This is a genomic window from Salibacterium lacus (assembly GCF_042684865.1).
Lineage (GTDB): Bacteria > Bacillota > Bacilli > Bacillales > Marinococcaceae > Salibacterium > Salibacterium lacus.
This window is the reverse complement of sequence record NZ_JBHUML010000003.1, coordinates 100,586-126,821: the sequence shown is the minus strand read 5'-3', so window position 1 is coordinate 126,821 and position 26,236 is coordinate 100,586. Positions and strand designations below refer to the sequence as shown.

The 26,236-nt window shown below is 48.3% G+C and carries 23 protein-coding genes; 15 read left to right on the top strand and 8 right to left on the bottom strand.

Annotation, left to right across the window (positions count from 1 at the left end; all coding sequences use genetic code 11):
• The first annotated feature begins 20 nt into the window (after positions 1-20).
• Positions 21-1,169: a galactonate dehydratase gene (gene dgoD / locus ACFSUB_RS11215; RefSeq protein ID WP_380713346.1), complete on the top strand. Its 1,149-nt coding sequence runs from the start codon at positions 21-23 to the stop codon at positions 1,167-1,169.
• Between the two features lie 355 nt (positions 1,170-1,524).
• Here dgoD and ACFSUB_RS11210 read toward each other — a convergent pair whose 3' ends face one another.
• The gene (locus ACFSUB_RS11210; RefSeq protein ID WP_380713345.1) at positions 1,525-2,382 is read right to left on the bottom strand and encodes a MurR/RpiR family transcriptional regulator; all 858 of its coding nucleotides are present in this window, start codon (positions 2,380-2,382) and stop codon (positions 1,525-1,527) included.
• Positions 2,383-2,589: 207 nt separating this feature from the next.
• On the opposite strand from ACFSUB_RS11210, the gene ACFSUB_RS11205 reads away from it, so the two are divergent.
• The 4 genes from ACFSUB_RS11205 (at position 2,590) to ACFSUB_RS11190 (ending at position 7,580) form a co-directional block, all read left to right on the top strand.
• On the top strand, positions 2,590-4,155 hold the full coding sequence (locus tag ACFSUB_RS11205) for a gluconokinase (RefSeq protein ID WP_380713344.1): 1,566 nt from the start codon (positions 2,590-2,592) through the stop codon (positions 4,153-4,155).
• 20 nt (positions 4,156-4,175) lie between these two features.
• Positions 4,176-5,525, top strand: a complete 1,350-nt coding sequence (locus ACFSUB_RS11200) for a GntP family permease (protein ID WP_380713343.1) — start codon at positions 4,176-4,178, stop codon at positions 5,523-5,525.
• 18 nt (positions 5,526-5,543) lie between these two features.
• A complete protein-coding gene (gnd, locus tag ACFSUB_RS11195; protein ID WP_090925155.1) occupies positions 5,544-6,446 on the top strand; it encodes a phosphogluconate dehydrogenase (NAD(+)-dependent, decarboxylating) in 903 nt (300 codons plus the stop codon).
• A gap of 390 nt (positions 6,447-6,836) precedes the next feature.
• Entirely contained in the window at positions 6,837-7,580 is a 744-nt protein-coding gene (locus tag ACFSUB_RS11190) for a sulfite exporter TauE/SafE family protein (RefSeq protein ID WP_380713342.1), read from the top strand.
• On the opposite strand, the gene ACFSUB_RS11185 is transcribed toward ACFSUB_RS11190, so the two are convergent.
• On the bottom strand, positions 7,564-8,304 hold the full coding sequence (locus ACFSUB_RS11185) for a YwaF family protein (RefSeq protein ID WP_380713341.1): 741 nt from the start codon (positions 8,302-8,304) through the stop codon (positions 7,564-7,566). The two genes, ACFSUB_RS11190 and ACFSUB_RS11185, sit on opposite strands and share 17 nt — an antisense overlap.
• Positions 8,305-8,379: 75 nt before the next feature.
• Between ACFSUB_RS11185 and ACFSUB_RS11180 the strand changes: the two genes are divergently transcribed.
• Complete coding sequence (locus ACFSUB_RS11180; RefSeq protein WP_380713340.1) at positions 8,380-9,507, top strand: FUSC family protein; 1,128 nt, start codon at positions 8,380-8,382, stop codon at positions 9,505-9,507.
• Between the two features lie 25 nt (positions 9,508-9,532).
• Here ACFSUB_RS11180 and ACFSUB_RS11175 read toward each other — a convergent pair whose 3' ends face one another.
• Together ACFSUB_RS11175 and ACFSUB_RS11170 are read right to left on the bottom strand one after the other, a co-directional pair.
• Positions 9,533-11,215: an N-acetylmuramoyl-L-alanine amidase gene (locus ACFSUB_RS11175; protein ID WP_380713339.1), complete on the bottom strand. Its 1,683-nt coding sequence runs from the start codon at positions 11,213-11,215 to the stop codon at positions 9,533-9,535.
• 621 nt (positions 11,216-11,836) lie between these two features.
• Complete coding sequence (locus tag ACFSUB_RS11170; protein WP_380713338.1) at positions 11,837-13,297, bottom strand: alanine/glycine:cation symporter family protein; 1,461 nt, start codon at positions 13,295-13,297, stop codon at positions 11,837-11,839.
• Positions 13,298-13,439: 142 nt separating this feature from the next.
• Between ACFSUB_RS11170 and tlp the strand changes: the two genes are divergently transcribed.
• Positions 13,440-13,661, top strand: coding sequence for a small acid-soluble spore protein Tlp (gene tlp, locus ACFSUB_RS11165; protein ID WP_380713337.1), 222 nt, complete (start codon positions 13,440-13,442; stop codon positions 13,659-13,661).
• Between the two features lie 470 nt (positions 13,662-14,131).
• Positions 14,132-15,610 (top strand): flotillin family protein, encoded by a 1,479-nt coding sequence (locus tag ACFSUB_RS11160; protein WP_380713644.1) that lies wholly within the window; start codon positions 14,132-14,134, stop codon positions 15,608-15,610.
• Between the two features lie 165 nt (positions 15,611-15,775).
• On the opposite strand, the gene ACFSUB_RS11155 is transcribed toward ACFSUB_RS11160, so the two are convergent.
• On the bottom strand, positions 15,776-16,396 hold the full coding sequence (locus ACFSUB_RS11155; RefSeq protein ID WP_380713336.1) for a uracil-DNA glycosylase: 621 nt from the start codon (positions 16,394-16,396) through the stop codon (positions 15,776-15,778).
• Positions 16,397-16,616: 220 nt separating this feature from the next.
• On the opposite strand from ACFSUB_RS11155, the gene ACFSUB_RS11150 reads away from it, so the two are divergent.
• The gene (locus ACFSUB_RS11150; protein WP_380713335.1) at positions 16,617-17,075 is read left to right on the top strand and encodes a flavin reductase family protein; all 459 of its coding nucleotides are present in this window, start codon (positions 16,617-16,619) and stop codon (positions 17,073-17,075) included.
• A gap of 38 nt (positions 17,076-17,113) precedes the next feature.
• Here the strand turns inward: ACFSUB_RS11150 and ACFSUB_RS11145 are convergent, their stop codons facing one another.
• Positions 17,114-17,290, bottom strand: a complete 177-nt coding sequence (locus tag ACFSUB_RS11145) for a hypothetical protein (RefSeq protein ID WP_380713334.1) — start codon at positions 17,288-17,290, stop codon at positions 17,114-17,116.
• 38 nt (positions 17,291-17,328) lie between these two features.
• Positions 17,329-19,272, bottom strand: a complete 1,944-nt coding sequence (locus ACFSUB_RS11140) for an aconitate hydratase (RefSeq protein WP_380713333.1) — start codon at positions 19,270-19,272, stop codon at positions 17,329-17,331.
• 189 nt (positions 19,273-19,461) lie between these two features.
• Here ACFSUB_RS11140 and htpX point away from each other — a divergent pair, with 189 nt between their 5' ends.
• The 6 genes from htpX to qoxD all read left to right on the top strand — a co-directional run bounded on the left by htpX (position 19,462) and on the right by qoxD (position 25,562).
• Positions 19,462-20,361 carry a protease HtpX gene (htpX, locus tag ACFSUB_RS11135; protein ID WP_380713332.1) on the top strand — a complete coding sequence of 300 codons (900 nt, stop codon included), beginning with the start codon at positions 19,462-19,464 and terminating at the stop codon, positions 20,359-20,361.
• A gap of 135 nt (positions 20,362-20,496) precedes the next feature.
• Entirely contained in the window at positions 20,497-21,423 is a 927-nt protein-coding gene (gene rarD, locus ACFSUB_RS11130) for an EamA family transporter RarD (RefSeq protein WP_380713331.1), read from the top strand.
• Between the two features lie 330 nt (positions 21,424-21,753).
• A complete protein-coding gene (gene qoxA / locus ACFSUB_RS11125; protein ID WP_380713643.1) occupies positions 21,754-22,623 on the top strand; it encodes a cytochrome aa3 quinol oxidase subunit II in 870 nt (289 codons plus the stop codon).
• 33 nt (positions 22,624-22,656) lie between these two features.
• The gene (gene qoxB / locus ACFSUB_RS11120) at positions 22,657-24,603 is read left to right on the top strand and encodes a cytochrome aa3 quinol oxidase subunit I (RefSeq protein WP_380713330.1); all 1,947 of its coding nucleotides are present in this window, start codon (positions 22,657-22,659) and stop codon (positions 24,601-24,603) included.
• A complete protein-coding gene (qoxC, locus tag ACFSUB_RS11115) occupies positions 24,600-25,208 on the top strand; it encodes a cytochrome aa3 quinol oxidase subunit III (protein ID WP_380713329.1) in 609 nt (202 codons plus the stop codon). The genes qoxB and qoxC overlap by 4 nt, the downstream gene beginning before the upstream one ends.
• On the top strand, positions 25,209-25,562 hold the full coding sequence (qoxD, locus tag ACFSUB_RS11110; protein WP_380713328.1) for a cytochrome aa3 quinol oxidase subunit IV: 354 nt from the start codon (positions 25,209-25,211) through the stop codon (positions 25,560-25,562).
• A gap of 232 nt (positions 25,563-25,794) precedes the next feature.
• Here the strand turns inward: qoxD and ACFSUB_RS11105 are convergent, their stop codons facing one another.
• Positions 25,795-26,130, bottom strand: a complete 336-nt coding sequence (locus ACFSUB_RS11105; RefSeq protein WP_380713327.1) for a hypothetical protein — start codon at positions 26,128-26,130, stop codon at positions 25,795-25,797.
• Between the last annotated feature and the right edge of the window lie 106 nt (positions 26,131-26,236).

Here is a 26,236-nt window from a genome sequence, read left to right as displayed (position 1 = left end):
AGATGGAAAGGGTGAAGGTGTTGAAAATAACCGGATATGAATTGTTTCAGGTGCCGCCGAGATGGCTGTTTTTGAAGATCGAGACGGATGAAGGAATCGTTGGATGGGGTGAGCCCGTGATTGAAGGACGCGCCCATACCGTGAAGGCTGCCGTGGAAGAATTAATGGAGTACATAGATGGAAAGAATCCTCTCCGTATTGAGGATCACTGGAATATGCTGTACCGCTCCGGGTTTTACCGCGGCGGCCCGATTCTGATGAGCGCGCTGGCCGGCATTGATCAGGCACTTTGGGATATCAAAGGGAAATATTATCATGCTCCGATTTATGATCTGCTGGGAGGCGCCGCCCGGGATACGATACGCGTTTATTCCTGGATCGGCGGCGACAGGCCGGCCGATGTCGGCGAAGCTGCGAAACAGGCAGCTGATACCGGATTTACGGCGGTTAAAATGAACGGTACCGAAGAGCTGCAGTATATCGATTCGTATGAAAAAATCGATGCTGTCGCTGAACGGGTGGCAGCTGTCCGGGAAGCGGTCGGAAAAGGGGTCGGCATCGGTATTGATTTCCACGGCAGAGTACACAAACCGATGGCCAAAGTACTGGCCAAAGAGCTGGAGCCTTACCGTCCGATGTTTCTTGAGGAGCCGGTCGTACCGGAGAACAACGAAGCGCTCAAGAGTATCGCAGGTCACACCCATATTCCGATTGCAACAGGCGAGCGTATGTTTTCACGGTGGGATTTCAAACCGCTGCTCGAAAGCGGCTGTGTTGATGTAATCCAGCCTGATATCTCCCACGCCGGCGGTATTACCGAAACGAAGAAAATAGCGTCGATGGCCGAAGCTTACGATGTAGCTGTGGCACCGCACTGCCCGCTCGGTCCGATTGCGCTGGCCGCGTGCCTGCATGTTGACGCAACAGCTCACAACGCCTTTATCCAGGAACAGAGTCTCGGTATTCATTACAACAAAGAAAATGACCTGCTCGACTACATCAAAGACCACCGCGTGTTTGATTACGAAAACGGCCATGTGAATATTCCGCAGGGACCGGGACTGGGTATCGAAGTCAATGAGGACTATGTAAGAGAACGCGCAGCTCAGGGGCATAACTGGAAAAACCCCGTATGGCGCCACGCCGATGGCAGCATCGCGGAGTGGTAGGCAGAGAAGCCTGTAACAAAAGAATATAGATTAAAAAATCCGGACGATGTCGGATGCCGCTAGGAGCATTCGATATCGTCCGGATTTTTATAGATTGAAGTTTATCTTCCGGCAGCATGGGATATTGCCGGTTCGAAACAACTGCAACCGGGAACGGGAAGAAGAAATACCTGCCAAACAACTGCGCTTACCAGCCGGCTGCCGCTGTTTACCTGCCAAATGAAGGGCAATACTGTCCGAGTCGGCTGTTACTGTCCAACCGGCCTCTTTTACAAACCGAATGAGGCCATTTACGAGCCGGATAAGCAGATTTACAAGCCGACACCAACACCGAAAATAAATTTCCCAGCGGTTATCATACTCTGCGCTTTGATATAGCTTTTCGCATTTTATTAACGGCCTTCTGCGTTTTATCCTTTGTTTTCACACTGTAATTAACATATAACGCATCGAGCAGAGAGAGTTCTGCGATTCTTGAGGATAAAGCTTCCGAGCGGTAGTCGGTTTCTTCAGAGGTGGTGAACAGACAGACGTCGACCTGCTTACTCAGCGGTGATTTAGCCAGGTTCGTAATCCCGACGGTCACGGCGCCGTTTTCTTTAGCGGTTTCTACGACTTCGAGAAGGTCGTTATTGGCACCGGTATGGGAAATAAAAAAGACAACATCGTTTCCCGTCAGCTGTGAGGCAGCCATCAGCTGCATATGGGTATCGGTGTAGGCAAAGCAGGGAATACCGGTACGGATAAATTTATGCAGCCCATCCTGGGCGGTTATCCCTGAACCGCCGTTTCCATAAAAATGGAGCTGTTCTGCATGCAGAATATGATCCAGTACTTTCCGGAAACTTTCACTTTCCTGTATTTCTTTTGTGAACTGCACCGCATTCATATTCGCTTGAAATACCTTCGTCATAATCTCCATTTCGGAGTCTGTTTCATTTATTTCTTCATGGATATCCTGAATAGGATGAACCAATTCGGAGGCCAGAGCAATTTTCAATGCCTGGTAGCCTTTGAAGCCGAGCCTTTTGCAGAAACGAAAAACGGTAGCATCTGCGACCATCAAATCGTCGGCAATCTGGTTGATGGTGGAATGAACGATGGATTCAGGATGCTTGAGAATGTAATCGGCAATCAGTTGTTCTTTTTCACTTAACTGGCGGTAGGAAGAACGAATGCGGTGCAGAACCTGGGTGGTGTTGTCGTCATTCATAAGGCCGGGCTCCTTTTCGTCTATAGTCTTATGTACAGTTTAAATGAAATTTTTTTTCGTTAAAAGCACGGCGATGAAAATTTTTTCGAAAAAAACCTATTGAACTAAAAAAAATTTCTTGTATAATTCGATTATAAGAAAAAATATTTACTTAGTTTTCATCAGAACCCGCATCAGTTTGGCAGGTTAGAAATGAGAGGGATAAATATGAGCAGACAGGTAGTTATCGGCCTTGATATTGGCACGACAAGCACGAAATGCCTGGCATATGACGTGGATGGAGAAATACACGCGGAGCAGGAAGCAGAGTATACGCTGTATTCACCGGATCCTTCACGAAAAGAGCAGGATCCTGAGGAAATTTTGAAAGCGGTTAAGAAAACGTTGTCACACGTCGTTTATGAGGTTCAGAAAAAAGGAGCAGTGGTGGCCGGTGCAGGGTTCAGTGCCGCGATGCACAGTCTTCTTGCTCTGGATCACAGTGGAAACATACTGACGAATGCGGTGACCTGGGCGGATCAGCGTTCGGTGAAAGAAGCGGAGGAATTGAAGGAAGACGGCGGACACGAGCTTTATCTCCGGACTGGAACGCCGGTACACCCGATGTCTCCGCTGACGAAATTGATGTGGTTTCAACGTAACCAGCCCGACATTTTTGAAAGGGCTGCGAAGTGGATATCGATTAAGGAATATGTCATTTATCAATTATTCGGCCGTTTCCTGGTGGATCACTCTATCGCTTCAGCAACCGGGTTGTTTGAACTTAAAACAAAACAGTGGGATGACAAAGCGTTAAGAACAGCAGGCATCACGGTAGATCAACTGTCAGAACTGGTACCGGCAACGTATAGGATCAAAGGACTGACACGTGAGGCTGCGGAGGAACTTGATATCGATCCCGATACGCCATTTGTAATAGGAGCAAGTGACGGAGTGCTTGCCAACATCGGGGCCGGAGCGGTTTCGCCGGGGCAGGCTGCCTGTTCCATCGGGACGAGCGGAGCGGTACGGACAGTTGTCGATAAGCCGACACTTGATCCTAAAGGAAGGATCTTCTGCTACGAGCTGACAGAAGACAAATGGGTGATCGGCGGGCCGATCAATAACGGCGGTATTGCCCTTCAGTGGATCAAGGAACAGCTCTACCCGGATCTTGATGGAGCACCGGCATCTAAAGAGGAAAGCACGTTTGATGAAATGACGAAACGGGCTTCAGCCATTCAGCCTGGTGCAGATGGTCTTGTCTTTCTTCCTTATCTCATGGGAGAAAGGGCGCCGTTTTGGGATTCGGATACGAAGGGGGTATTTTTTGGTCTGACGCTGAATCACGGCCGTAATCATATGGTGCGGAGTGTACTCGAGGGTGTCATGTACCAGATGTATTCTGTGGTTATCGCATTGACGGAATCGGGAGTACAGCCCACGGAATACCGCTGCGGTGGAGGTTTTGCGCGTTCTGAACTGTGGCGGCAGATGATGGCTGATATTTTTGAGGAGGACATTGTATTTCCTGAGAGTCATCAAGGCTCCTGCTTTGGGGCAGCCTGGCTCGCGATGTATGCCCTGGAAATGGTCCCTGATTTATCAAGTGTCCGTGATCTTATCAAAACAACCCTCAAACATCAGCCGGTGGAGGAAAATGTGACAGCATACCGTGACATCAAACCAATTTTTCTGAGACTGGCCAGAGGGCTGCACGACGAATTTAAAGCGATCTCCGACGTGCAGCGCAGACACGCGTCCGGTAAAAGAACATTATCATCATCTGATTAGAAAAAGAAAGGAGTGCTACGATGGAATCTACAGCATGGCTGGTTGTTATAGCTGTTCTTGCCGTTATTGCTCTACTATTTTTGGTAATGAAAACGAAGCTGCAGGCTTTTATTGCCCTGCTCATGGTCAGTATGCTCGTTGGTTTGGCCGTCGGCATGCCGCCTGGGGAAATTATTACGACGATTGAAGAAGGGATGGGGGGAACCCTTGGATTTATAGCTGTCATTATTGGTCTTGGCGCCATGTTCGGTGAAATGCTGCGGGTCTCCGGAGGTGCTGAACGTCTGGCAGTGACCCTGATGAATAAGTTCGGGGAAAAGAACGTATCATGGGCGCTTGGTTTAACCGGGTTTATTATTTCGATTCCCGTGTTTTTGGATGTGGCTCTTGTTATCCTCATACCGATTATTTACAGTTTGACGCAGAAAACGAAAAAGTCACTCCTGCATTTTGGTATACCGCTTCTTGCAGGTCTTGCCGTGACACACAGTTTTATACCACCAACACCCGGACCGATATCGGTGGCTTCCATCATTGATGCAGATCTTGGATGGGTCATCCTTTTCGGAGCGATTGCAGGTATCCCTGCCATGATTTTGGGCGGTCCGGTTTTCGGACGCTTCATCGGCAATAGAATACAAGTGAATGTCCCGGACTATATGATGGAACAGGTGGATGAGTTTGATGACACGCGTGATCTCCCCAGCTTTTTGAGCATTGTATTGATCATTTTGCTGCCTCTTGTGATGATACTCATGAACACCACCGCTGATCTTGTCTTGGCGGATGACAGCACATTGCGGTCTGTTCTTACCTTTGTAGGACACCCGTTCGTTGCCTTGACCATGGCTTCCCTGTTAGCCTTTTATGTATTCGGTATCCGCAGAGGATACAGCAAAGAGGACATTCAGCAGATTACCACGAAAGCACTCGAACCGGCTGGTATTATCATTCTCGTCACCGGTGCCGGCGGTGTATTCGGTGAAATGCTGATCAGCTCCGGTATCGGAGACCTGCTCGCCGAAGGCATGAAAGGAATGCAGATGCCGCTGATCGTCTTTGCCTTTATTGCAGCTACGGTTGTCCGTGTGGCGCAGGGGTCAGCGACCGTATCCATGGTAACGGCGGCGGGTCTTGTCGCACCGCTTATAGAAAACTTTGATGTCAGTGAACCGATGCTTGGTCTGCTTGTCATTGCGATTGCATCCGGAGCCACTGTCTTTTCACACGTGAACGATTCCGGCTTCTGGCTCGTTAACCGTTACTTTGGACTGACCGAAAAACAAACACTGCAGACATGGACCGTGATGGAAACAATCATCGGTTTTACAGGCTTTGGCGTCGCATTACTGCTCAGTCTATTTGTTTAAAGAAAGAGGAGACGTTATATGAAAGCAGGATTAATAGGATTAGGAAAAATGGGATATAACATCGGACTTCAGATGCTTGAAAAAAATCATGAGCCGGCAGCTTTTGATGTCGATCCAAAAGCGGTAGAGACATTCAAGGAGGCCGGAGGAGAAGGTGCTGCTTCCATAGAGGAACTGGTACAAAAGCTGGAAGCTCCGAGAGTGATCTGGGTGATGGTTCCAGCCGGTACGGTGACAGATGAGGTACTCGAAGAGACAGCTCCGCTGCTGGACGAAGGCGATATTCTTATTGAAGCGGGAAACTCCCACTACAAGAAATCGATGGAACATCATCAAAACATGGAAGCACGCGGCCTTTATTTCTTCGATGTCGGCACAAGCGGAGGAATATCAGGGGCAAGGCACGGAGCCTGCTTCATGATCGGCGGAAACAAAGAAGTCTTTCAGAAAGAGCTGGAACCGCTTTTTGATGATTTATCTGTAGAAAAAGGCTATTTTCACACAGGAGAAGGCGGCAGCGGTCATTATCTGAAAATGATCCACAATGGAATCGAGTACGGAATGATGGCGGCGATCGGAGAAGGGTTTGAACTTCTCGAAAAAAGCCCGTTTGATTATGATTATGAAGGGGTGGCAGAGGTCTGGAATCACGGATCTGTCATCCGGGGATGGCTGATGGAATTGATGGGGGACGCGTTTAAAAAAGATGCGAACCTTGATGATATCCGCGGTGTGATGCATTCTTCCGGGGAAGGGAAATGGACGGTGGAATCAGCGCTTGACTATCAAGCTGCGGCGCCCGTCATCGCACTGTCCTTAATGATGCGGTACCGTTCCCAGGAAACCGATACCTTCACAGGTAAGGTGGTGGCAGCGCTGCGCCATGAATTCGGCGGCCACGCCACAGAGCAACAAGAATAAGAACATCATGAAGTGTATCTCCAGGGGTTGTGACACGCCGTGGACACTAAACCGCCGGTGTGCATGCAAAGTGTGCACGGAAGTAATGTTCATGGACATTGTGAGTTCCCCGCCGGCAGGTAGTGTCCATTGGTTTCAGTCCGCATCCACTAATACCAGATTTCAGCGGCGTAGTGTCCACAAAACGGTGATCCGTGGACACTACGCCGTTATTTTTCGCCAGTAGTTATCCACCGCCGCATGAATCTCCAACCCGCCGCCTTTCTCTGCTGCTTATGACGGCATACTCTTTCTTCCCACTTGAACAGCGTAATTCATAACCGTGTTCCTTTCAGGGAATCATGGTACAATGAGGAAACATATCAAGATTTCCGCAGGAGAGAAGGTTTTATGGCATCTATGCTTACAGAACTTATCGTTATTTTCGTTGTACTATTTATCGGCAGTTTTATTCAGGGGGCTAGCGGATTTGGTTTCGGCCTGTTCGCGATGAGTTTTCTTCCATTTTTATTCTCGGTGAAAGACAGCACCCTGCTCGTTATGGCACTGGCACTGGTAACCTGCCTGACGATTTTTTTGAAAGTGTATCCACGTATCAATATCCGCCGTCTGGCTTTATTACTCGGAGCGGCGGTTGCCGGAAGATTCGGCGCGTACTTTGTGCTGCATAACTTTGGTGAGATGGATGAATTAAAAAAGGTGCTGGGTATTGTACTGATCGGCATGGTATTTTTCATTCTCTTTCAGAAAAACCCTGATACAGAAAAACGCCGTGAAAACCCGGCTATTCCGATCAGTATGGGCGTACTAGGAGGGTTTATCGGCGGTGTGTTCGTTGTCGGCGGTCCTTTTTTTGTGTTTTATTTTCTGATGGTATGTAAAGACAAATACGAATATACAGCCAATATTCAGGCCGTGTTTCTGGTCACCGGCCTTACGACGCTGCTTATGCATGGGTTCAGCGGCGATATTCACATGGATCTGCTGCTGTATTTTGTGATCGGTGTGCTGAGTGTCATTATCGGATCCAGGCTCGGTATGAAATGGTTCAAACATTTATCCCAGCATCATATCAAACGATTTGCAGGGCTGATTGTTACGCTCGCCGCGCTGAACCTCATCTTTTTTGCTTAAGGCGGATGCTGCGGCACGAACGTATGATGTTGTACACATAATACATCCCGGAAAACACAGCAAGAGCCACGACTTCAAGGGATAAAAGATAATAGGGCCAGGCCCCCAGCCAGTCAAACAATGTGGTCTGGACCGGTTTTTCCATGATGTACATGTAATTTCCGCCTGTCAGCAGATTGACGCACGCCACCGACACTAAATACAGATTCAAGACTCCCCATGTGCGGAAAATGGACGAACAATAGAGCTTTCGTTTCTCCACGACAACCATATAACAGACCGCGGCAACGACGAGACCGTGGGTGATAAAAAAGTGAAAGAAACGATAATGGGGAAAGCCGTAATCGGCCAGGTCTGGTGTGAGAATCGTCAACAAAGCGCTTGAAGCTCCTGCGAAAAAGGTGATCTCAAACCATATGCGGCGGGATGTGAAAAAGGACAGAACGGCTGTGATCCAGACGAAACTGCTTAATTGAAGAGGGAGAGAATGAGAAGCATCCCACGCTCCATTTGAAATCAGAAACACCTGATAAGACAACTCTCCCAGCAGAAATACCGCAGGAAACAAAGTTTTTATGAAGAGGTCTGCTTTCGTATGGCGCAGGCGTCTGCGAAAGATAATGAACAGAACGCACAGAACCGCCATGGTTAGAAATACCATGAGGTGTGCCGGCCCCATCCACGTGAACGACGGACCTTCGTGACTGAATTTCCACCACCACATACGCTGCCTCCTCTCCTAATAGGTCTGCTCTTATTTTAATAGGTGGAAAACGAAAATACGACCCCGGAGATGGAGATGAACAGCTTCTTCAATTATGATATGATGGCATTAAAACGATTGAAGTGGGCCTTATTCATGTTGGAAAAGATACGACAAAAGCAATATAAGTTTATTGGAGCCAGACTGATCAAGACAGGCATTGCCGTTTATGTGGCGGCACTTATCTGTCATTTTTTCAATCTTCCGGCTGCGTTCGCTGTTATTACGGCAATCGTCACGCTCGAACCTACGGCGGCAGCATCGATACGAAAAGGGATCAAACGGTTTCCAGCGACCCTCATCGGGGCAGCACTCGCTGTAACGGCCGTGTCGATCTTCGGGCATAATGCAGCGTCTTATGCTATAGCGGCTGTATTCACCATTTATGCGTGCAACCTGCTTCACCTGGAAGTGGGGACGCTGGTGGCTACATTGACGGCAGTCGCTATGATACCCGGAACCGAAGGGACGTACTTTCTATCTTTTGTGGAACGGGCGGGGACGACAACGATCGGCCTTATCGTCTCAGCGGTCGTGAATTTTTCCATTCTTCATCCGCGTTTTTCGGAACTGATTGCTGAGAAAAATGAAAAGATTATGAGAGAAATCACCGAGGTGCTTGAAAAACGCACCCGGGAATTATGTGAAGACAAACCAGCCGCTAAATCGACGAGGCAGCGTTTTCAGCAGCTGCAAAAAGAAGTGAACCGCGCCGAAGACCTCGCCTATTATCAACGCGAAGAATGGAAATACCACCGCTACAGTGCAAAATATATTGATTTTTTCACTTATGAGAACCGCCGCCTGGAGGCGCTCGAACGAATGGTTTATCACATTAACAGCCTGTTTGTGCTCAAAGAAGTGGAGGACAGCTTCCACGAAGGGGAGAAGGAATTGTGCAGCAGGGCTTTTCAATCCATTATTACGGTTCTCCAGCATCCGGAACACGTGGTATCAACGGAACATCATGACCTTATTTCTGAAGTGGATCATCATTTCTGGCATATTCAGGAGACGCATCCGGATATGATTTCGTACAGGTACCATCATCAGTTCTCGAAAGAAATTATCGTTTATTATGTTATCCTTTCTCTTCACGACCGGTTGGAGGACATGGAACAACTCTATGAAAGACACAAAAAAAAGCACGGTTCCTCTGCATGACCGAGAGGAACCGTGCTTTTTTCGTTTACCAGTTGTAATAGTTGTCGATACCGTCGAAAATGGCATTGGCTGCTTTATCCGGATAATCTGCCTTTTTCATCTGTGCAGCATCGCTTGGATTGGTCAAAAAGCCCAGTTCGACAAGACTGCTTGGCATGGTCGTGTTTTCAATAACGACAAATCCTGCATCGGCCACACGGCGGTCGGTCATACTGGTCTGTTTGACCAGCTCCTGTTGGATGGAAGATGCCAGCGCGCGGCTTTCAGATGCTTTGTGGCTCCCGTTATAAAAGGCTTCCGTCCCGTGGGCGGATTGCTTGTAAGCATTGGAATGAATGCTTACAAAAGCATCAGCATCGACGGATTCAGCAACGTCAACCCGCTCATTCAACCCAAGGAAGGTGTCATCATCGCGGGTCATCACAACGTCCACGCCGGCTTCTTCAAGGCGTTCTTCCACTTCCAGGGCCACGTCGAGGTTCATTTCTTTTTCAATCAGGCCATTTCCGCTGGCTCCGTTATCGTGATCACCGTGGCCGGCGTCAATGACGATGGTGCGGTCTTCGAGTGCATCCGCACCGGGTTCTTTTTCCTGCAGGTAATGGCGGTGGACGTATCCTTCCCCGCTGCCGTAATCAATACGGGCCCAGTCTTCTCCGGTATGTTCATATACATCAACGGTATCGCCGCTCTGCAGCTTGGTGATGACATCTCCATCCGTACTGCCTTCGGTCCGTACGTTAAGGTCATTCACCGTTACCTTGGCTGCAGAAATAACACTGCCCTGTACATCGTCTGAAGGGGACTCATTCGTGTCTTCATCCGGTGTTTCAGACGTGTTGTCCTCTTCGGAGTTGTCCGCTGTTGTTACATAGGCGCCGTGGACATAAGCCCAGTCTCCTGCATTCTCTATCTTCAGCCAGTCACCGTCCCTGCCGTAAACGTCCACACTTGTTCCATCCGACAGTTGATTGACTGCCTGGTTGCCGGTGCCGGGACCTGATCTGACATTCAGTGGAGTATCGGCATCGACTTCGCCTTTGTACATCACATTTTCATCCGAAAAGTCTTCTTCATCCGGGGAAGATGACGAGTTTCCATTTCCGCTCGACTGCATCGTTTCTTCCATGGCTCTTGCCAGGTAGGCAGAGAATTCAGCGCGGGTGGCGGAGTCATTAGGATCGAATGAGCCGCTTTCCTGTACAATGCCCTGATCAGCGAGAGTGGCTATGTATTCCTCCGCCCAGAAATCGCTGTCTATGTCTGAAAAGCTGCCTGCCGTGTCCGGTTCTGCGGCCTGATCAAAGAATGCTCTCGAAATAACGGCCGCCACCTGGGCTTTTTCGATTTCTCCGTTAGGATTAAAACTGCCATTGTTCCCCTGGAATATATCCAGCTCCGCCGCTTTTTCAATGCTGCCGTAAGCCCAGAATGAAGAATCAACATCGGAAAACGTCGGGGACGGTGCATTCAGTGCTCCCTCACCAAGCGCGTTTGTCATCATGATGGAGGCCTGGGCTCTGGTGAGCGGCTGTTCCGGCCGGTAATCCCCGGAAGCATCTCCATCGGCGACTCCCTGCTCGGTTAAGTATTCAATCTCCTCTTCGGCCCAGTACCCGTTGTCTACATCTGCATAGCGGTCGGACGCTTCGGCATGCTCCGCCGAAAATGCCGGAATGACAGAGAAAGACAGGGCTGCTGCCATCATGGAATATGTGACTTTTTTATAAAAAATGACAAGATCCCCCTCTCTAGAGTATTTTCTTCTAATATGTGTCAGTATTCACCAAAGGATATAACCTGCAACTAGAATATCATGGTATATGATTTTAGACTAGTATGTAGAAGAGATTGTTCGAATTTGGGAAAAAAATCATACCAAGAACCATAAAGAAAAGAGTCTGGGACAAAGCCTTTATTAAATAAGAATGCCGAACGATTTAGAAAAATCGTTCGGCATTCTTCATTTTTGAGACACAACGCTCAGCCAACATACTTTGCTTTTACGTGTTTGTGGCGTTCAGGTTGAGGGGACGGAAATTCGTTGGGAATGTGTCATAAGGCACTTCAGGGGATCACGCAGCCTCTTAAACGTCGTTGGACATGGTTCATGAGGCACTTTAGAGGGTTTCGTCCCCCCGTAAACGTCATCAGGAACGAATCTACGTTGCGTTCAGCGGGACAACGAACGGGCCAACGCAGCAAAGAGCCCGTGCCTCGTGCTGTTCGGAGCAGGAGAAGTCCTATTTTGACTACGTTCAGGATGCGTGTCACCTAAAACGTTCGTTTTTAACTGTCTATTTCTTGTTTTGTCCCAGACTCCTTTTCATCAACTCTCGTCATTGTCCGCTTCTTTTGTGTCCGTTTTTTCTTCCCAGGCATCCAGGTTCTGCAGTCCCGGGATGCTGTTACTGTAAAACACCGGATCGTAACCGAGCCTGCGCTGGCGCTGATAATCTTTAAGAGCTGCCATAGCTGTTTTTGTTAGTAACGCTATGGCAATCAGGTTCACCAGAGCCATCGATCCCATGAAAACATCAGCAAGGGACCAGATTAATTCCAAACTGCTTATGGATCCAAGGAGAACCATGAGTAAAAAGGCGGCTCTGAAAATGTAAATATACACAGGGTTTTCGGAAATGAATTCAATATTATTGGCGCCGTAATAGTAATTCCCCAGTAGTGAGCTGAAGGAGAAAAAGAAAATCGCAAGCGCCGCAAAGGTTTGTGCCCATCCTCCCAGGTGGATTTCAAGAGCCATCTGAGTTAATTGAATGCCCTCTGTTTCACCGGAAGTATACACGCCGGCGAGGACGATGATAAACGCAGTGGAGCTGCAGATAATCAGTGTATCGGTAAATACGCCGAGTGTCTGTACAAGTCCCTGTTTCACCGGATGGCTTACGTGAGCGGTCGCAGCGGCATTGGGAGCACTCCCCATCCCGGCTTCATTTGAAAATAGACCACGCTGCACACCATTTGTGATGACCGCTGCCAAACCGCCGCCGGCAATTTCTTGAATACCGAAAGCGTTCGTGACGATAAGGGAAACGACCTCCGGCAGCATCCCTATATTCATGATCATAATGATGATTGCGGCAATAATATAAAGGACGGCAAAGAAGGGAACGATAATTTCGCTTACGACAGCAATACGTCGTATGCCGCCAAAAATAACGAAGCCGATCATGACAGCAACAGCAGCCCCGACCCAAATCCCTTTTACATCATAGGCTCCTGTGAATGCCTGCGAAATGGTATTGGATTGAACACCATTAAAAATGAGACCAAAACACAACGTAATCAGAATCGCGAATAAAATTCCCATCCACCGCATGCCAAGAGCTCTTTCCATGTAATAGGCCGGACCGCCGCGGTAGCCGTTTTTCACTTTCACTTTATACATTTGAGCTAATGTACTCTCTACAAATCCCGTGGCGGCGCCGAGCAGCGCAATGATCCACATCCAGAACACAGCACCCGGACCACCCGCGGTAATAGCAATCGCTACACCTGCCAGGTTCCCCGTCCCTACCCTTGCAGCCGTGCTGAGGGTGAACGCCTGAAACGGGGTTGTTCCCTTTTTTTCTTTAAAAACAGAGCGGTCTGTGCCGCGGATCAAAAGAGCAACCATTTCTTTCAGCATCGTAAATTGGGCAAAACGAGTCTTTATGGTAAAAAACAAACCTAAAAGTAACAAAAGTCCAACAAGTAAGTACGTCCATAAGATAGTAGTGCTGAATTCAACGAGACTGCCCAGCCAAGTGTCCATGGTAAGCCATTTTTCCATGTGATCACTCCCTTTTTCTTCTGGATTAAAAGATATATACGTTATCGATAAGCTGTCGATGCCCCCCATTTTACATAGGTGGTCTTTGAACTGTTAATACTAAACTTGAAATTCTTGAATTTTTGGAAGGAGTGGCGTATCTATGGCTAAACCAGATGATCGTTCCAATAACGCGGAACGGATTGAAAACACGATTGGTCACACGCTTCAGAATCAAAATGAGGCAAGAGACTACGAAAAAGCACATGCCGAAGAGCTGAGTGAGGAAGAAAAACAGCAGATTGAAGAAAAAAATGAACGGCGCGAAGAAAGCATTGAAGGACTGCAGCAGGAAATTCAGGATGAGGCAGAGGATAATAAATAATGATACGAAAGAGTTTGGGACAAAAGCACATGATGCGGCAGATAACACGAATGTTCCGGGTCACTAATCAAAAGCTGTATAGCAGCGGAGCCAAAATGCTTTGACTCCTGCGGGAACAGCACGAGTCTCAAGACCCCGCAGGAAGCGGTTTTCTTCCGAGGAGGCTTGAGCCGTGCCCGCGGAAAGCAAAGCATTTTGGCGTAGCGGCTTGTCTCAGCAACGAAAAATACCGAACGATTTTTTGAAATCGTTCGGTACTTTTCTATCTTATAGAAGTTTTGTCTCAGACTCTTTTGCTTGTTAGCCAAAAGTAGTAAATATCTGAAACGGGAATGGTCACCGTTCGTATGATGGTATAGAATGTGTTCAGGAGGTGTATAAATTTGAATTTTTTACAAGATGTTCTAGGTTTAATTATTACTGGTGTCGTCATTCTTGTTCTGCTTATTGCAGCCCTTATCGGCTACATTATGTTCAAACGGAGTTATAAGACGGCGAAGTCCAATGAAGCGCTGATTATCACCGGGAAAAGTCTCGGCAGCGATGAGAATGTGTTTACCGACGAGACGAACGGGCGCCGCCTGAAAGTCGTGCGGGGCGGCGGTGTGTTTATCAAGCCGCTTGTTCAGGTTGCAGAACCCGTTGATCTGACAACATCACAGCTTATGGTGCAGACACCGGAAGTCTACACGTCGCAGGGTGTGCCGGTGGTCGCGGATGCCGTTGCGATGGTGCGGATAGGAAGTTCTCTTCATCAGATTGCCAACTTCGCCGAGCAGTTTCTCGGAAAGAACAAATCAGACAGGGATCAGGAAATTGTTGAGGTCCTTGAAGGTCATCTCCGTTCGGCGTTGTCTTCTTTGACTGTCGAAGAAATCTACCAAAGCCGGGAACGGTTTAACGAGCAGCTGCAGGAAGTGGCGGAAAAAGACCTTTCCAAAATGGGTTTTGAAATCACATCGTTTGCGCTGAAAGACATACGTGACGAGAATGGCTACCTTGAAGCATTAGGACGTCCCCGCATTGCAGAGGCAAAGAAAAATGCAGATATTGCGGAGTCCAATGCCGAACGCGAAACGAGAATTCATCAGGCACAGATGGATAAGGAAGCCGAAGAATCAGAGTACAAACATAAAACCGAAATTGCCGAAGCCCGGAAAAATAATGAAATCCGGGAATCGTCCTTTAAGCAGGAGAATGAAAAAGCAAGAGCGCAGGCGGATCAGGCGTATGCCCTTGAAAAAAGTATTAACGACCGGCAGCTGAAAGAGCAGGAAATGGATGTACGCGCGGTCGAATTGTCGAAGCAGTCGGAACTGGAAGAGATCGAAATCGAACGGAAAGAAAAGCAGTATGAAGGGGAAGTGAAGAAAAAGGCTGACGCCGAACGGTACGCTTCCCAGCAGCAGGCTGATGCGGATAAATACCGTACAATCGCCGATGCCGAAGCGCAGGCTGAAACCGAACGTAAACGCGGGGAGGCTGAAGCCCAGATTATCCGTGATAAAGGACAGGCGGAAGCGGCAGCGAAAGAACAGATGGCTGAAGCCATGTCCAAATACGGCGAAGCTGCTGTTCTTGAAATGATGATTAATATGATGCCGGACTTTGCGAAAGCTGTTTCCGAACCGATGAATAACATCGACAGCGTCAAAGTGATCGACACCGGAAGCGGACAGGGCGTGTCCAACCTGGCAGGAAGCGTCACGAATAATATGGCAGTGATGCAGGATACGTTAAAGGAAACAACCGGCATCGACATGAAGGCACTGCTTGAGAACTTTGCCGGCGGGGAAGGCACACAAATGCTCGCGCAGGCAGCTCAGACACAGGAAAAGACAGAGGAAGAAAGTGCTGCTTCTGCAGAAAAAGAAACCTCCGGTGAAGAGGAGGCCTCTGAGGAAGAAGATACAGGTGAGCCCGAATCGGACGGTGACAATAAGGAGTAATAGGAAGGAAAAGGAACGGACCGAAGCGGGCCGTTCCTTTTTATGGACAGTTTGAGCGGGGAAGTGTCTAATAACTGAAATTTATAGACACTTTCAGGAGTGAAAGGAATGTATTTGTCCACTATTTTTACATTGCAGACATTTTTCACTATACATTGTCCATTATCACGGAAGATACTGCTTCAGTTTTTCCAGATGAGCGGAAATATCTGTTTCAAGACTGCGTTTATAGAGCGCGGCAGCCGGGTGGTAAATTGGGAACAGCTGATAGTTGGTATTTGTAAATGTGTAGGAGCGTGTTTCCCAGTTCTCCAGCTTAAGGACCGGAGCCGCAATAAGATGTCCGGTTACCTCTGTCATCCGCGGGGATTTTCCGAGGAGACGCTGATAGGCGGTGCGGCCCATTGGAACAATAATAGAAGGCTGGATGAGCTCGATCTCAGCATCGAGGATCGGCGCGTGGGCGGCAATTTCTTTTTGATTCGGGGTGCGGTTGTACTTTCTTTCCTCCCGTCCTTTCGGCTTTCCCCATTTATAGGGACGGCTCCGGACAGCACTTGTTACATATACGTCGCTGCGGGTCACCCCCAGTTCCTGAAGAAATCCGTCAAAATACCGGCCGGCTCTTCCACTGAAAGGTATGCCGTTATGTATTTCCGTTTCACCAGGTGCTTCTCCGACAAACATAAGCACAGGAGAAAGAGGACCTTTTCCGTAGACAAAGCCTTCACAAGGGTAAGGGGCGATTCGTTCATTGCATAGCTGGATCAATCTTTGCGGTATCATGAAACCGGCTCCTTTCCAGTAGAAGTGGTGGTTCCGTCGGCAGAGGAATGCAATCCCGCACCAATGAGTACCATCATCGAGGAGAGTCTCTATACATACAATATACTGAATGCCGGCTGTTATCAAAAGAAACACAGAAGACAATCTTCCTGCATTGCATGATAAAAGGTTTCCCTGTAACGTAATAAGCAGATGAAAGATAGGGAGAGGGGGATAACGGATGGATGACCGTTTGTTTAAAACGGCGATGGGGAAATTTGCAACAGGTGTAACGGTAGTAACCACCGATACAGAAGACGGAGTCCATGGTATGACAGCCAACGCGTTTATGTCCGTTTCCATGGATCCAAAACTTGTGCTGATATCTGTGGGCAGACACGCCAACACCCACCGTATCATTGAGCAGAACGGCGTATTTGCTGTGAACATTCTCAGTGAAGATCAAATGGAGCCCGCGCAGTATTTTGCGAAACAGCTCGAGGAGGATGTGGATATCCCGATTGAGCGTTTTGAAGGACAGCCGATTATCGAAGGATCGCTTGCAAGCATTGTCTGCACGGTCTATGACAGTCACGAAGCGGGGGATCACACCCTGTTTATCGGGCAGGTGGAAAACCTGATCGTTCAGGATGAAACACCGCTGCTTTATTTTGAAGGGCAGTTCAGATACTTTCAATAAAAAAACGCCGCAGGAGAAAAAATCTCCCGCGGCATTTTTTATTCCAGTGTACGGTTTGTTTCATCTACGTCAAACGGTTCATCCGGTTCGGGGCTTTCCCCGGCTTTTAATACACCGTCCCCGCCGCAGACGCTGCATGAATACTTCCACTGCTCGTCATCCATCAACAGGCCGGTGCCGTCACAGGCTGAACAAACATTTTCACGGATGTTCATTGGTCGTTTGCACCCTTTCCCGGGACATGAGACTTATCTTATTGTTTGTCTTTCACCCAATTGATAAGTCCCCCTGCTAACATGATGTCCACTTGACGCTCGGTTAATGCATGACGCAGACGGATTTCTTTGTCTTTTCCCTGGAGGGAGGCAGTCAGCTCGCTGGTTTTACCGAGAGTGTCACGAATATTATTCAATTCGATGACATCACCTTTTTCTACGTCAGCAAAATCATTCTCATCCGCAAAAGTTAACGGGAGAATGCCGAAGTTAATAAGGTTCTGCAGGTGAATGCGGGCAAAATCTTTCACGATCACGACCCGCAGACCTAGAAAACGCGGCGCAAGAGCTGCGTGTTCACGGCTGGAACCCTGGCCGTAGTTGCTGCCGCCGACAATGGCATGACCGGTGGTATCGCGGATATCCATCGCCCGGTCATAATAGTCTTCATGTAAAATCTCAAAGGCGAACTTACTGATTTCGGGCAGGTTGCTGCGGTAAGGAAGGACACGCGCACCTCCTGCCAGGATTTCATCGGTGGATAAATTATCGCCGACTTTCAACAGTACCGGCACGTTCATTTCATCGGGAAGCGGCTCCATATTTGGAATAGAGGCGATATTTGGACCTTTATGAAGTTCGACCTCCTTCGCTTTTTCAAAAGGAAGCGGCTCCTCAAGCAGACGAAAATCAACGGTCGGCTCATCGGGCTCGGTGATGCGCGGGTAGTCCATGTCCAGTTTTCTTGGGTCAGTAATTTTACCGTACAGAGCTGAAGCTGCAGCTACTTCCGGACCGCATAGGAAAACACTGTCTTCCTGCGTTCCGGAGCGTCCCGGAAAGTTCCGCGGTGTGGTGCGGAGGCTGTTTCTTCCCGAGGCAGGGGCCTGCCCCATCCCGATACAGCCGTTACAGCCGGCCTGGTGCAGCCGGGCTCCTGATGTCAAAAGACTTGCGATGTGACCGTTTTGGACAAGGTCGGTGAGCATCTGCCGGGACGTAGGATTGATATCGTAGGATACACCACTTGCGATTTGTTTTCCTTTTACAATCTCAGCAGCCATCGCAAAATCTTTGTACCCCGGATTGGCCGAAGAACCGATGTAGGATTGATAAATGGGTTCTCCTTCGACTTCGGTTATAGGAACAACATTGCCGGGACTGGAAGGCTTGGCGATCATCGGTACAAGGGAGGACAAATCAATCTCTTCTTCCATATCGTAGGAAGCCCCTTCATCGGCTTTCAGCTCGCGCCAGTCTTCTTCGCGTCCCTGCGTCTTCAAAAAGCGTTTCACTTCTTCATCAGACGGAAAAACGGAGGCGGTTGCGCCGAGCTCGGCTCCCATGTTGGCAATGACATGACGGTCCATTGCGCTTAACTGCTCAAGACCGGGGCCGTAGTATTCAATAATTTTTCCAACTCCGCCTTTCACGTCGTGACGGCGCAGGAACTCAAGAATGATGTCTTTGGCGCCAACCCAGTCCGGCAGCTCGCCTGTCAGCTTCACACCCCAGATTTCAGGCATTTTCACGTGATAAGGTTCACCTGCGATGGCCATAGTAACGTCAATGCCGCCGGCTCCCATCGCAAGCATCCCCATACAGCCGTTGGCACAGGTGTGGCTGTCGGATCCAAGCAGCGTTTTTCCGGGAACTGCCAGGCGCTGCATATGAACCGGGTGGCTGACTCCGTTGCCGGGACGGCTGAAGTGCAGCCCGAATCGTTTGGCAGCACTCTCCAGGAATAAGTGGTCGTCCGGGTTTTTACTGTCTTCCTGAATAACGTTATGGTCGACGTATTGAGCGGAGGCTTCCGTTTTTGCCCGCTCGATTCCCATCGCCTCAAGCTCAAGCATCACCATGGTTCCCGTAGCATCCTGGGTCAGCGTCTGATCGACGGCGAGGGAAATCTCTTCACCAGGTGTCAAATCACCGGACACAAGGTGTTCTTTTATCAATTTCTGGGCAGCATTCAATGCCATACGTATACGGACCTCCTTATGTTGTTTAGTATGGTTGGTGTATAATGATATATACCCATATCTGAGGAAAGTCTAAACAAACCTGTCGTTTGGTGAGCGAAAAAAGAGAAGACATGATATACTTATAGTATGCAGTGAAAGCATACAGTGAACACAGGACACTTTAAGAAAACAAGGAGGAAGACAGACGTGGGAAAGCGTATTCTGCTTTTTATCATAACCAACGTTTTAATTATTACTACCATAACGATTGTATTCAGCATTCTGGGAATGTTCGGTATCCATATACCGAGCTTGAGCGCGACAGCTTCCGGCCAGATTAACTACGGGCCTCTTCTGATATTCAGTGCGGTAATCGGCTTCGGTGGTGCGTTCATATCCCTTGCCATATCCCGCATTGTGGCAAAAAAATTGATGGGCGTACAGGTTATAGATCCTGACACCGCTACAGGAGAAGAAAGGAAGCTGGTGGAAAAAGTCCACCGTATGGCCCGCAGTTCCGGCATGATGCATATGCCGGAGGTCGGCATCTACAATTCAAGAGAGGTCAACGCATTTGCGACCGGTCCGACAAAGAAACGGTCGATTGTGGCTGTATCAAGCGGGCTCCTGCAGACGATGGATGAAGACGCTGTGGAAGGGGTGCTTGCCCATGAAATGGCGCACGTCTCCAATGGTGACATGGTGACGATGACACTGCTTCAAGGCGTGATTAACACCTTCGTCGTATTTCTCTCAAGAATTGTCGCTTCGATTGTGTCCCGTTTCGTTCAGAATGAGGCGATGCAGATGGTGGTACACTTTGCGGCTATCATTGTCTTTCAGATTCTCTTTTCGATACTCGGAAGTATTGTTGTCAATGCTTATTCCCGTTACAGGGAGTTCCATGCGGATAAAGGCGGCGCCGATCTAGCCGGGAAAGATAAAATGAAACGAGCCCTGCAGGCACTTCAGTCCCGTGCCGACATGGTGGATGACAGCCAGACATCCCTGCAGACGATGAAAATCAACGGTAAACCGATGATGATGAAACTATTCTCCTCCCACCCGCCTTTGGATGAACGTATCCGTCGTCTGGAAGAAAAATAATATCCCGTATACCGACGTTTTCGTAGTATCACAATGATCCCGGCTGCCGCTCAGGCACCGGGTTTTTTATTCGCGCCGGAGAGGCCGGATGTTATATACTAATGATGGAAAGAAAGAGAAAACAGAATCGAGGGGATGCAGGTGGGAGAAAAACAGCAGGGACTTGGTGTTGCAGCAGCAATATCTGCTTATTTATTGTGGGGCTTTCTGCCTTTGTACTGGAAACTTCTCGGGGACGTACCGGCCTCTGAGGTTCTTGCCCACCGGATTATATGGTCGCTTGTTTTCATGTCGGCTGTGGTGGTTTGTGCGGGTATGTTCAAAGGGGTTTGGCTGGAAATAAAGAATACGTTCGCTTCCCGGAAGACAGCTTTGGCCATTACGGTTGCTTCCATTTTAATCAGTGTAAACTGGTTTATTTTTATTTTTGCAGTCAATAGTGATCGTGTGATTGAAGCAAGCCTTGGCTATTATATCAATCCATTAATCAACGTTATCCTGGCGGCCGTTTTTTTGAAAGAAAGATTATCAAAAACAGAAGCAGCAGCGTTTCTGTTTGCTGCGGCCGGAGTGGTTATGCTGACTCTTTATTACGGTTATGTTCCATGGGCGGCGCTTGGGCTGGCGCTGAGCTTTGGATTTTACGGGTTGATTAAAAAGATCACTCCCGTCGGCGCCTGGGCAGGTCTTACGACCGAAACGATGCTGATGACTCCGTTTGCGCTTCTTTTCCTGGTGATATGGAAGGAAGGCGGCAGGGGCTTCTCTTCGTACGCTAATTCAGATATGTTACTGCTCATGGGAGCAGGGGCGGCGACAGCCGTTCCGCTTTTATTGTTTGCAGCCGGTGCAAAACGGATTACATTTTCAATGATGGGATTTCTGCAGTACGTTGCACCGACGATCATGTTGCTGCTCGGAGTGTTTTTGTTTGAGGAACCGTTCAGCCATCAGCAGCTGATTTCATTCCTTATTGTATGGGCCGGTCTTATTCTTTTTACGTGGTCCCGTTCCGTCACAGCCCGGCGGAATCGAAAGCCTGCGGAAAAAAAAGCAGGATAGATGCTGCGAGACTTCCCCGCTGCCGGAAGTCTCTTTCTTTTGTGAAGGTTACCCCGCTGTTTATACGTGGAAAAAGTGGGCTTAAAAAAGGAGAAACACCGTGAAAACGGCATCATTGAACGTTTTATGACTAATTTGTGTTGATTTTGAAACATTCCCGTGAGATTTATATGACATCTAAACGGGTATGTACGCCAAGGGGCGGGGATTTGCTATCATGTAGGAAACACCGTGAAGTGAATTCCTGAACGATGCTTCAGAAAGGAGAGGAACGCCTTGAAAAATAAATGGGGGAAGTACAGCATACTGCTGGCTGCTGCATTGTTGCTGATGTTGACCGCCGGTTGTTCCGTGCCGGTTCTTGATCCAAAGGGTCCGGTCGGGGAAAGCCAGAAGAATCTTATCATTTTTTCCATTATCATGATGTTGGTCATTGTTGTTGTGGTGATGGTTGCCTTGACCTATATGCTGGTTAAGTTCAGGGAACGTCCCAACCGCAAGAATAAAGACTACGACCCGGAACATGAAGGTAATACGAAACTTGAAATCATATGGACAGTCGTTCCACTTATTATTGTGACTGCTCTTTCCATCCCGACTGTCATTACCATTTATCAGTTGGAAGAACCACCGGAGTCTTCAAGTGATAAAGAACCTTTGGTGATTCATGCAACGTCAGCGGACTGGAAATGGTTCTTCAGTTACCCGGAGCAGGATATTGAGTCCGTCAACTATCTTCATATTCCAACGGATCGTGCGATAGAATTCAAGCTCTCATCTGCGGATTCCATGGCATCCTTATGGATTCCGGCTCTTGGCGGTCAGAAGTACAATATGGCCGGTATGGAAACAACGCTGTATCTCCAGGCTGATGAAGCAGGAACATATGAAGGGAGAAACTCCAACTTTACAGGCACTGGTTTTGCGGAGCAGACATTTGATGTTCATGCAGAGCCCGCTGAAGAATTTCAAAGCTGGGTGGAAGAAACAAAGCAGAACGCTCCGGAGTTGACCCAGAACCAGTATGATGAACTGCTTGCACCTGGTCTGCTGCAGGAGATGGAATTCTCGTCGACGCATCTCGAATACGTGGATCATGGCAGCATGGACGGCAGTGACTATTTAATTCAACGCCACGGAACCGATGCATTTGATGACATTCCTGCTCTTGAAGGCGGAGAAGATGTGGCAAATGATTAACAGAGGTATAAAGAAAGCGGGGGAGCAACAGTGATGGACTTTCTGCTGAATGAGTTCCTGGTAACGGGGGATCCGTTAATTTATGGAGCTATGGTATCTATTGTCCTCGTCTCCATCGCCATAGTGTTTGTTCTGACGTATTTCCAGAAATGGGGATACTTGTGGCGTGAATGGCTGACGACAGTGGATCATAAAAAAATCGGAATCATGTACATTATCGCTGCGATAGCGATGCTGTTCCGGGGCGGCGTGGATGCGATGCTGATGCGTGCGCAGCTCACCCTCCCGAATACGGAATTTCTGAATTCACAGCACTACAACGAAATATTTACAACGCACGGCACGATCATGATCATTTTCATGGCAATGCCGTTTCTCATTGGATTGATGAACTTTGTCGTGCCGCTGCAGATCGGTGCGAGAGACGTGGCGTTTCCGTTTCTGAACGCGGTCAGCTTTTGGTCGTTTGCGTTCGGGGCGATGCTGTTCAACCTTTCCTTTGTTATCGGCGGGTCACCGGATGCAGGGTGGACAAACTATGCGCCGCTGGCCGGTCCGAATCTGAATCCCGGTCCCAATATTAACTATTATCTGCTCGGTCTGCAGATATCGGGGATCGGGACCCTTGCGACCGGAATTAACTTCATGGTCACCATTTTGAAGATGCGTGCTCCGGGTATGAAAATGATGCGGATGCCGATTTTCACATGGTCGAGCTTGATTACATCTTTCATTATTACCTTTGCCTTCCCGATTTTGACGGTGGCACTGGCTCTGATGACGATTGACCGTATTTTCGGTTCACAGTTCTTCACGTTGACAGGTGAAGGTATGCCGATGATGTGGGCCAACCTTTTCTGGCTCTGGGGTCACCCGGAAGTGTATATCGTCATACTGCCGGCTTTCGGTATTTTCTCCGAAGTGATTTCCACTTTTGCCCGTAAGCAGCTATTTGGTTACAAAGCGATGGTTTGGTCGATGGTTATTATTGCCGGTCTCAGTTTCCTTGTGTGGGTGCACCACTTCTTTACGATGGGTGCCGGCGCAGGCGTAAACTCTGTCTTCTCGATAACAACCATGTTGATTTCTGTGCCTACCGGAGTGAAGATATTCAACTGGCTTGGCACGATGTATAAAGGGAAAATACGATTTGATACGCCGATGCTGTGGTCTCTCGGCTTTATTCCGTGTTTTGTGATAGGCGGAGTGACAGGGGTTATGCTCGCGATGGCAGCAGCGGACTATCAGTATCACAATACGTACTTCCTTGTTGCCCACTTTCACAATGTGCTGATCGCCGGAACCGTGTTCGGCTGTTTTGCCGGCCTGACATTTTGGTATCCGAAAATGTTCGGCCATAAGATGAATGAAAAGCTGGGTAAAATCAGTTTCTGGTTATTTGTCATCGGATTTAATGTCTGCTTCCTGCCGATGTATTTCCTTGGTTTCATGGGAATGCCGCGGCGGACGTATTCGATAGAGCCGGAATGGATGCCGCTCAATGTCATTTCTACTGTTGGCGCGGTCCTGATGGCTGTTGGCTTTCTTGTGTTTGTGTACAATATTTACTACAGTTTCCGTTACAGCGAGCGTGAAAAAACCGGAGATACCTGGGACGGCCGCGCGCTGGAGTGGGCGACTACCACACCGGTACCGTTCTACAACTTCGCCACCGTGCCTGAGATAACCGGTCCGGAAGCCTTCTGGAAGATGAAACAGGAAGGTGGAACGACATATGATAAGGAGAAACTCGAACCTATTCATATGCCGAGTGACTCCGGTGTTCCATTTATCATGTCGGCCTTTATGTTCGTAGCCGGTTTTGGTCTCGTCTGGGAATGGATGATTGTAGCCATTGCAGGTTTAATCGGAATACTTGCCTGCATGGTCGTACGTTCGTTTGACTATGACGACGGCTTCCATGTGTCGGTGGAAGAAATTAAAGAAACGGAAGAAAAAGCAAGGGAGGGAGAAAAATGAGCGGCCACTCAGAATTGACGACAGGCCCTTTGGAATACCGGTCCCATGAAGGTAGAATGACAATTCTTGGGTTCTGGATGTTCCTGGGGGCGGAAATTGCATTATTTGCGACTCTCTTTGGCACATTTGCCGTGTTGTTCGGCCGCACGGCGGATGCACCCACGCCGCAGGAACTGTTTGAACTTCCGATGGTACTCATTATGACCTTCCTGCTTTTAACAAGTAGTTTCACATGCGGCATTGCGATTCATGAAATGCGCCGGGGTTCACTGAAAGGGCTGTTGACGTGGCTTAGTATAACTCTCGTTCTGGGTCTTGGATTTCTCGGTTTTGAAATTTACGAGTTTGTCCATTACGCCCATGAAGGAGCCTCGATGCCATCCAGTGCTTTCTGGTCCAGCTTCTTTGTTCTGACCGGAACCCACGGCCTTCACGTTACACTGGGGATATGCTGGGCTGTCCTGCTGATGATACAGCTCAAACAGCGTGGTTTGACCCAGGTCACATCCCGGAAGACATTTGTTCTTGGATTGTACTGGCACTTTCTGGACGTTATCTGGATCTTTATCTTCACGAGTGTGTATCTGATAGGGATGGTGGTTTAAATGAGCGCAGAGAACGAAAAGTTCCCTAAAAAGCACATCGTCGGATTTCTTGGTTCCCTGGTTTTAACATTGGCTGCGGCCTGGGCGGCGCTTGGCTCCGACCTTCCCACTCACTGGATTATCATTTCTATCATGGTGATGGCAGTCATCCAGGCTTTCATCCAACTGTTTATGTTCATGCATTTAACAGAAACGGAAAGCGGCGGCCTGCAGGTAGGCAACATGCTTCATGCCTTTTTCATTGCAGCTGTTATTATAGCAGGATCTGTCTGGACAATGTCCTTTGGTTTCTCCCACAACCATGACGGCGGTGGAGGCGACATGCAGATGGAAGAACATGAACAAGATCATTAATAATGGAAGAGGTCGGGAAACCGGTCTCTGAAGAATAAAAAACGCTTCCGATTATCACACGTGATAGTCGGAAGCGTTTTTAATGGATTGGCATTTAGGAATCCGGCTTCAGCATCTGGAGGCCTGACAGTAAATGCAATACTTTCCCTTATACAAAAATCCGAACGACAGCAGGCATTCCTCATTTAAGGAAAAGCACTGAATCGTTCGGATTTTTTGTCTTGGAAAAATATTATCCCAGTCTTTTTCTCCATTTCTCGGATCTTCCATATTCTTTTGATCTGGTACTGGACCGGAAAGACTGAATCCAGTCTTTTTTCTGTACTTCTTTAATCGACTTGATGAGAAACATAATCACAGCCGCATCTGCAAGCAGCAGACTGGCGTAGAATGCAAAGATTGAAGTCGGTGCATTCAGAACGGTAATAGATGTGAAATGACTGAAGAAGTAGTCCCACATACCGAGCATCAATGCAAATTGTATGACGGCAGTCACCTTTAGGTTACGTTTGGCAAAGTAAAGAGGGGCTAATGTCGCAACGAGCATAAACAACATCAATACATCCATGAACAACACCTCATTCCGAATATTAGATGAAACGCTTTCAGTTAATTGTTAACTTAATTGTAACAAATGATTCACAAAAAAGACACAACGAAGTCAAAAAAATTTA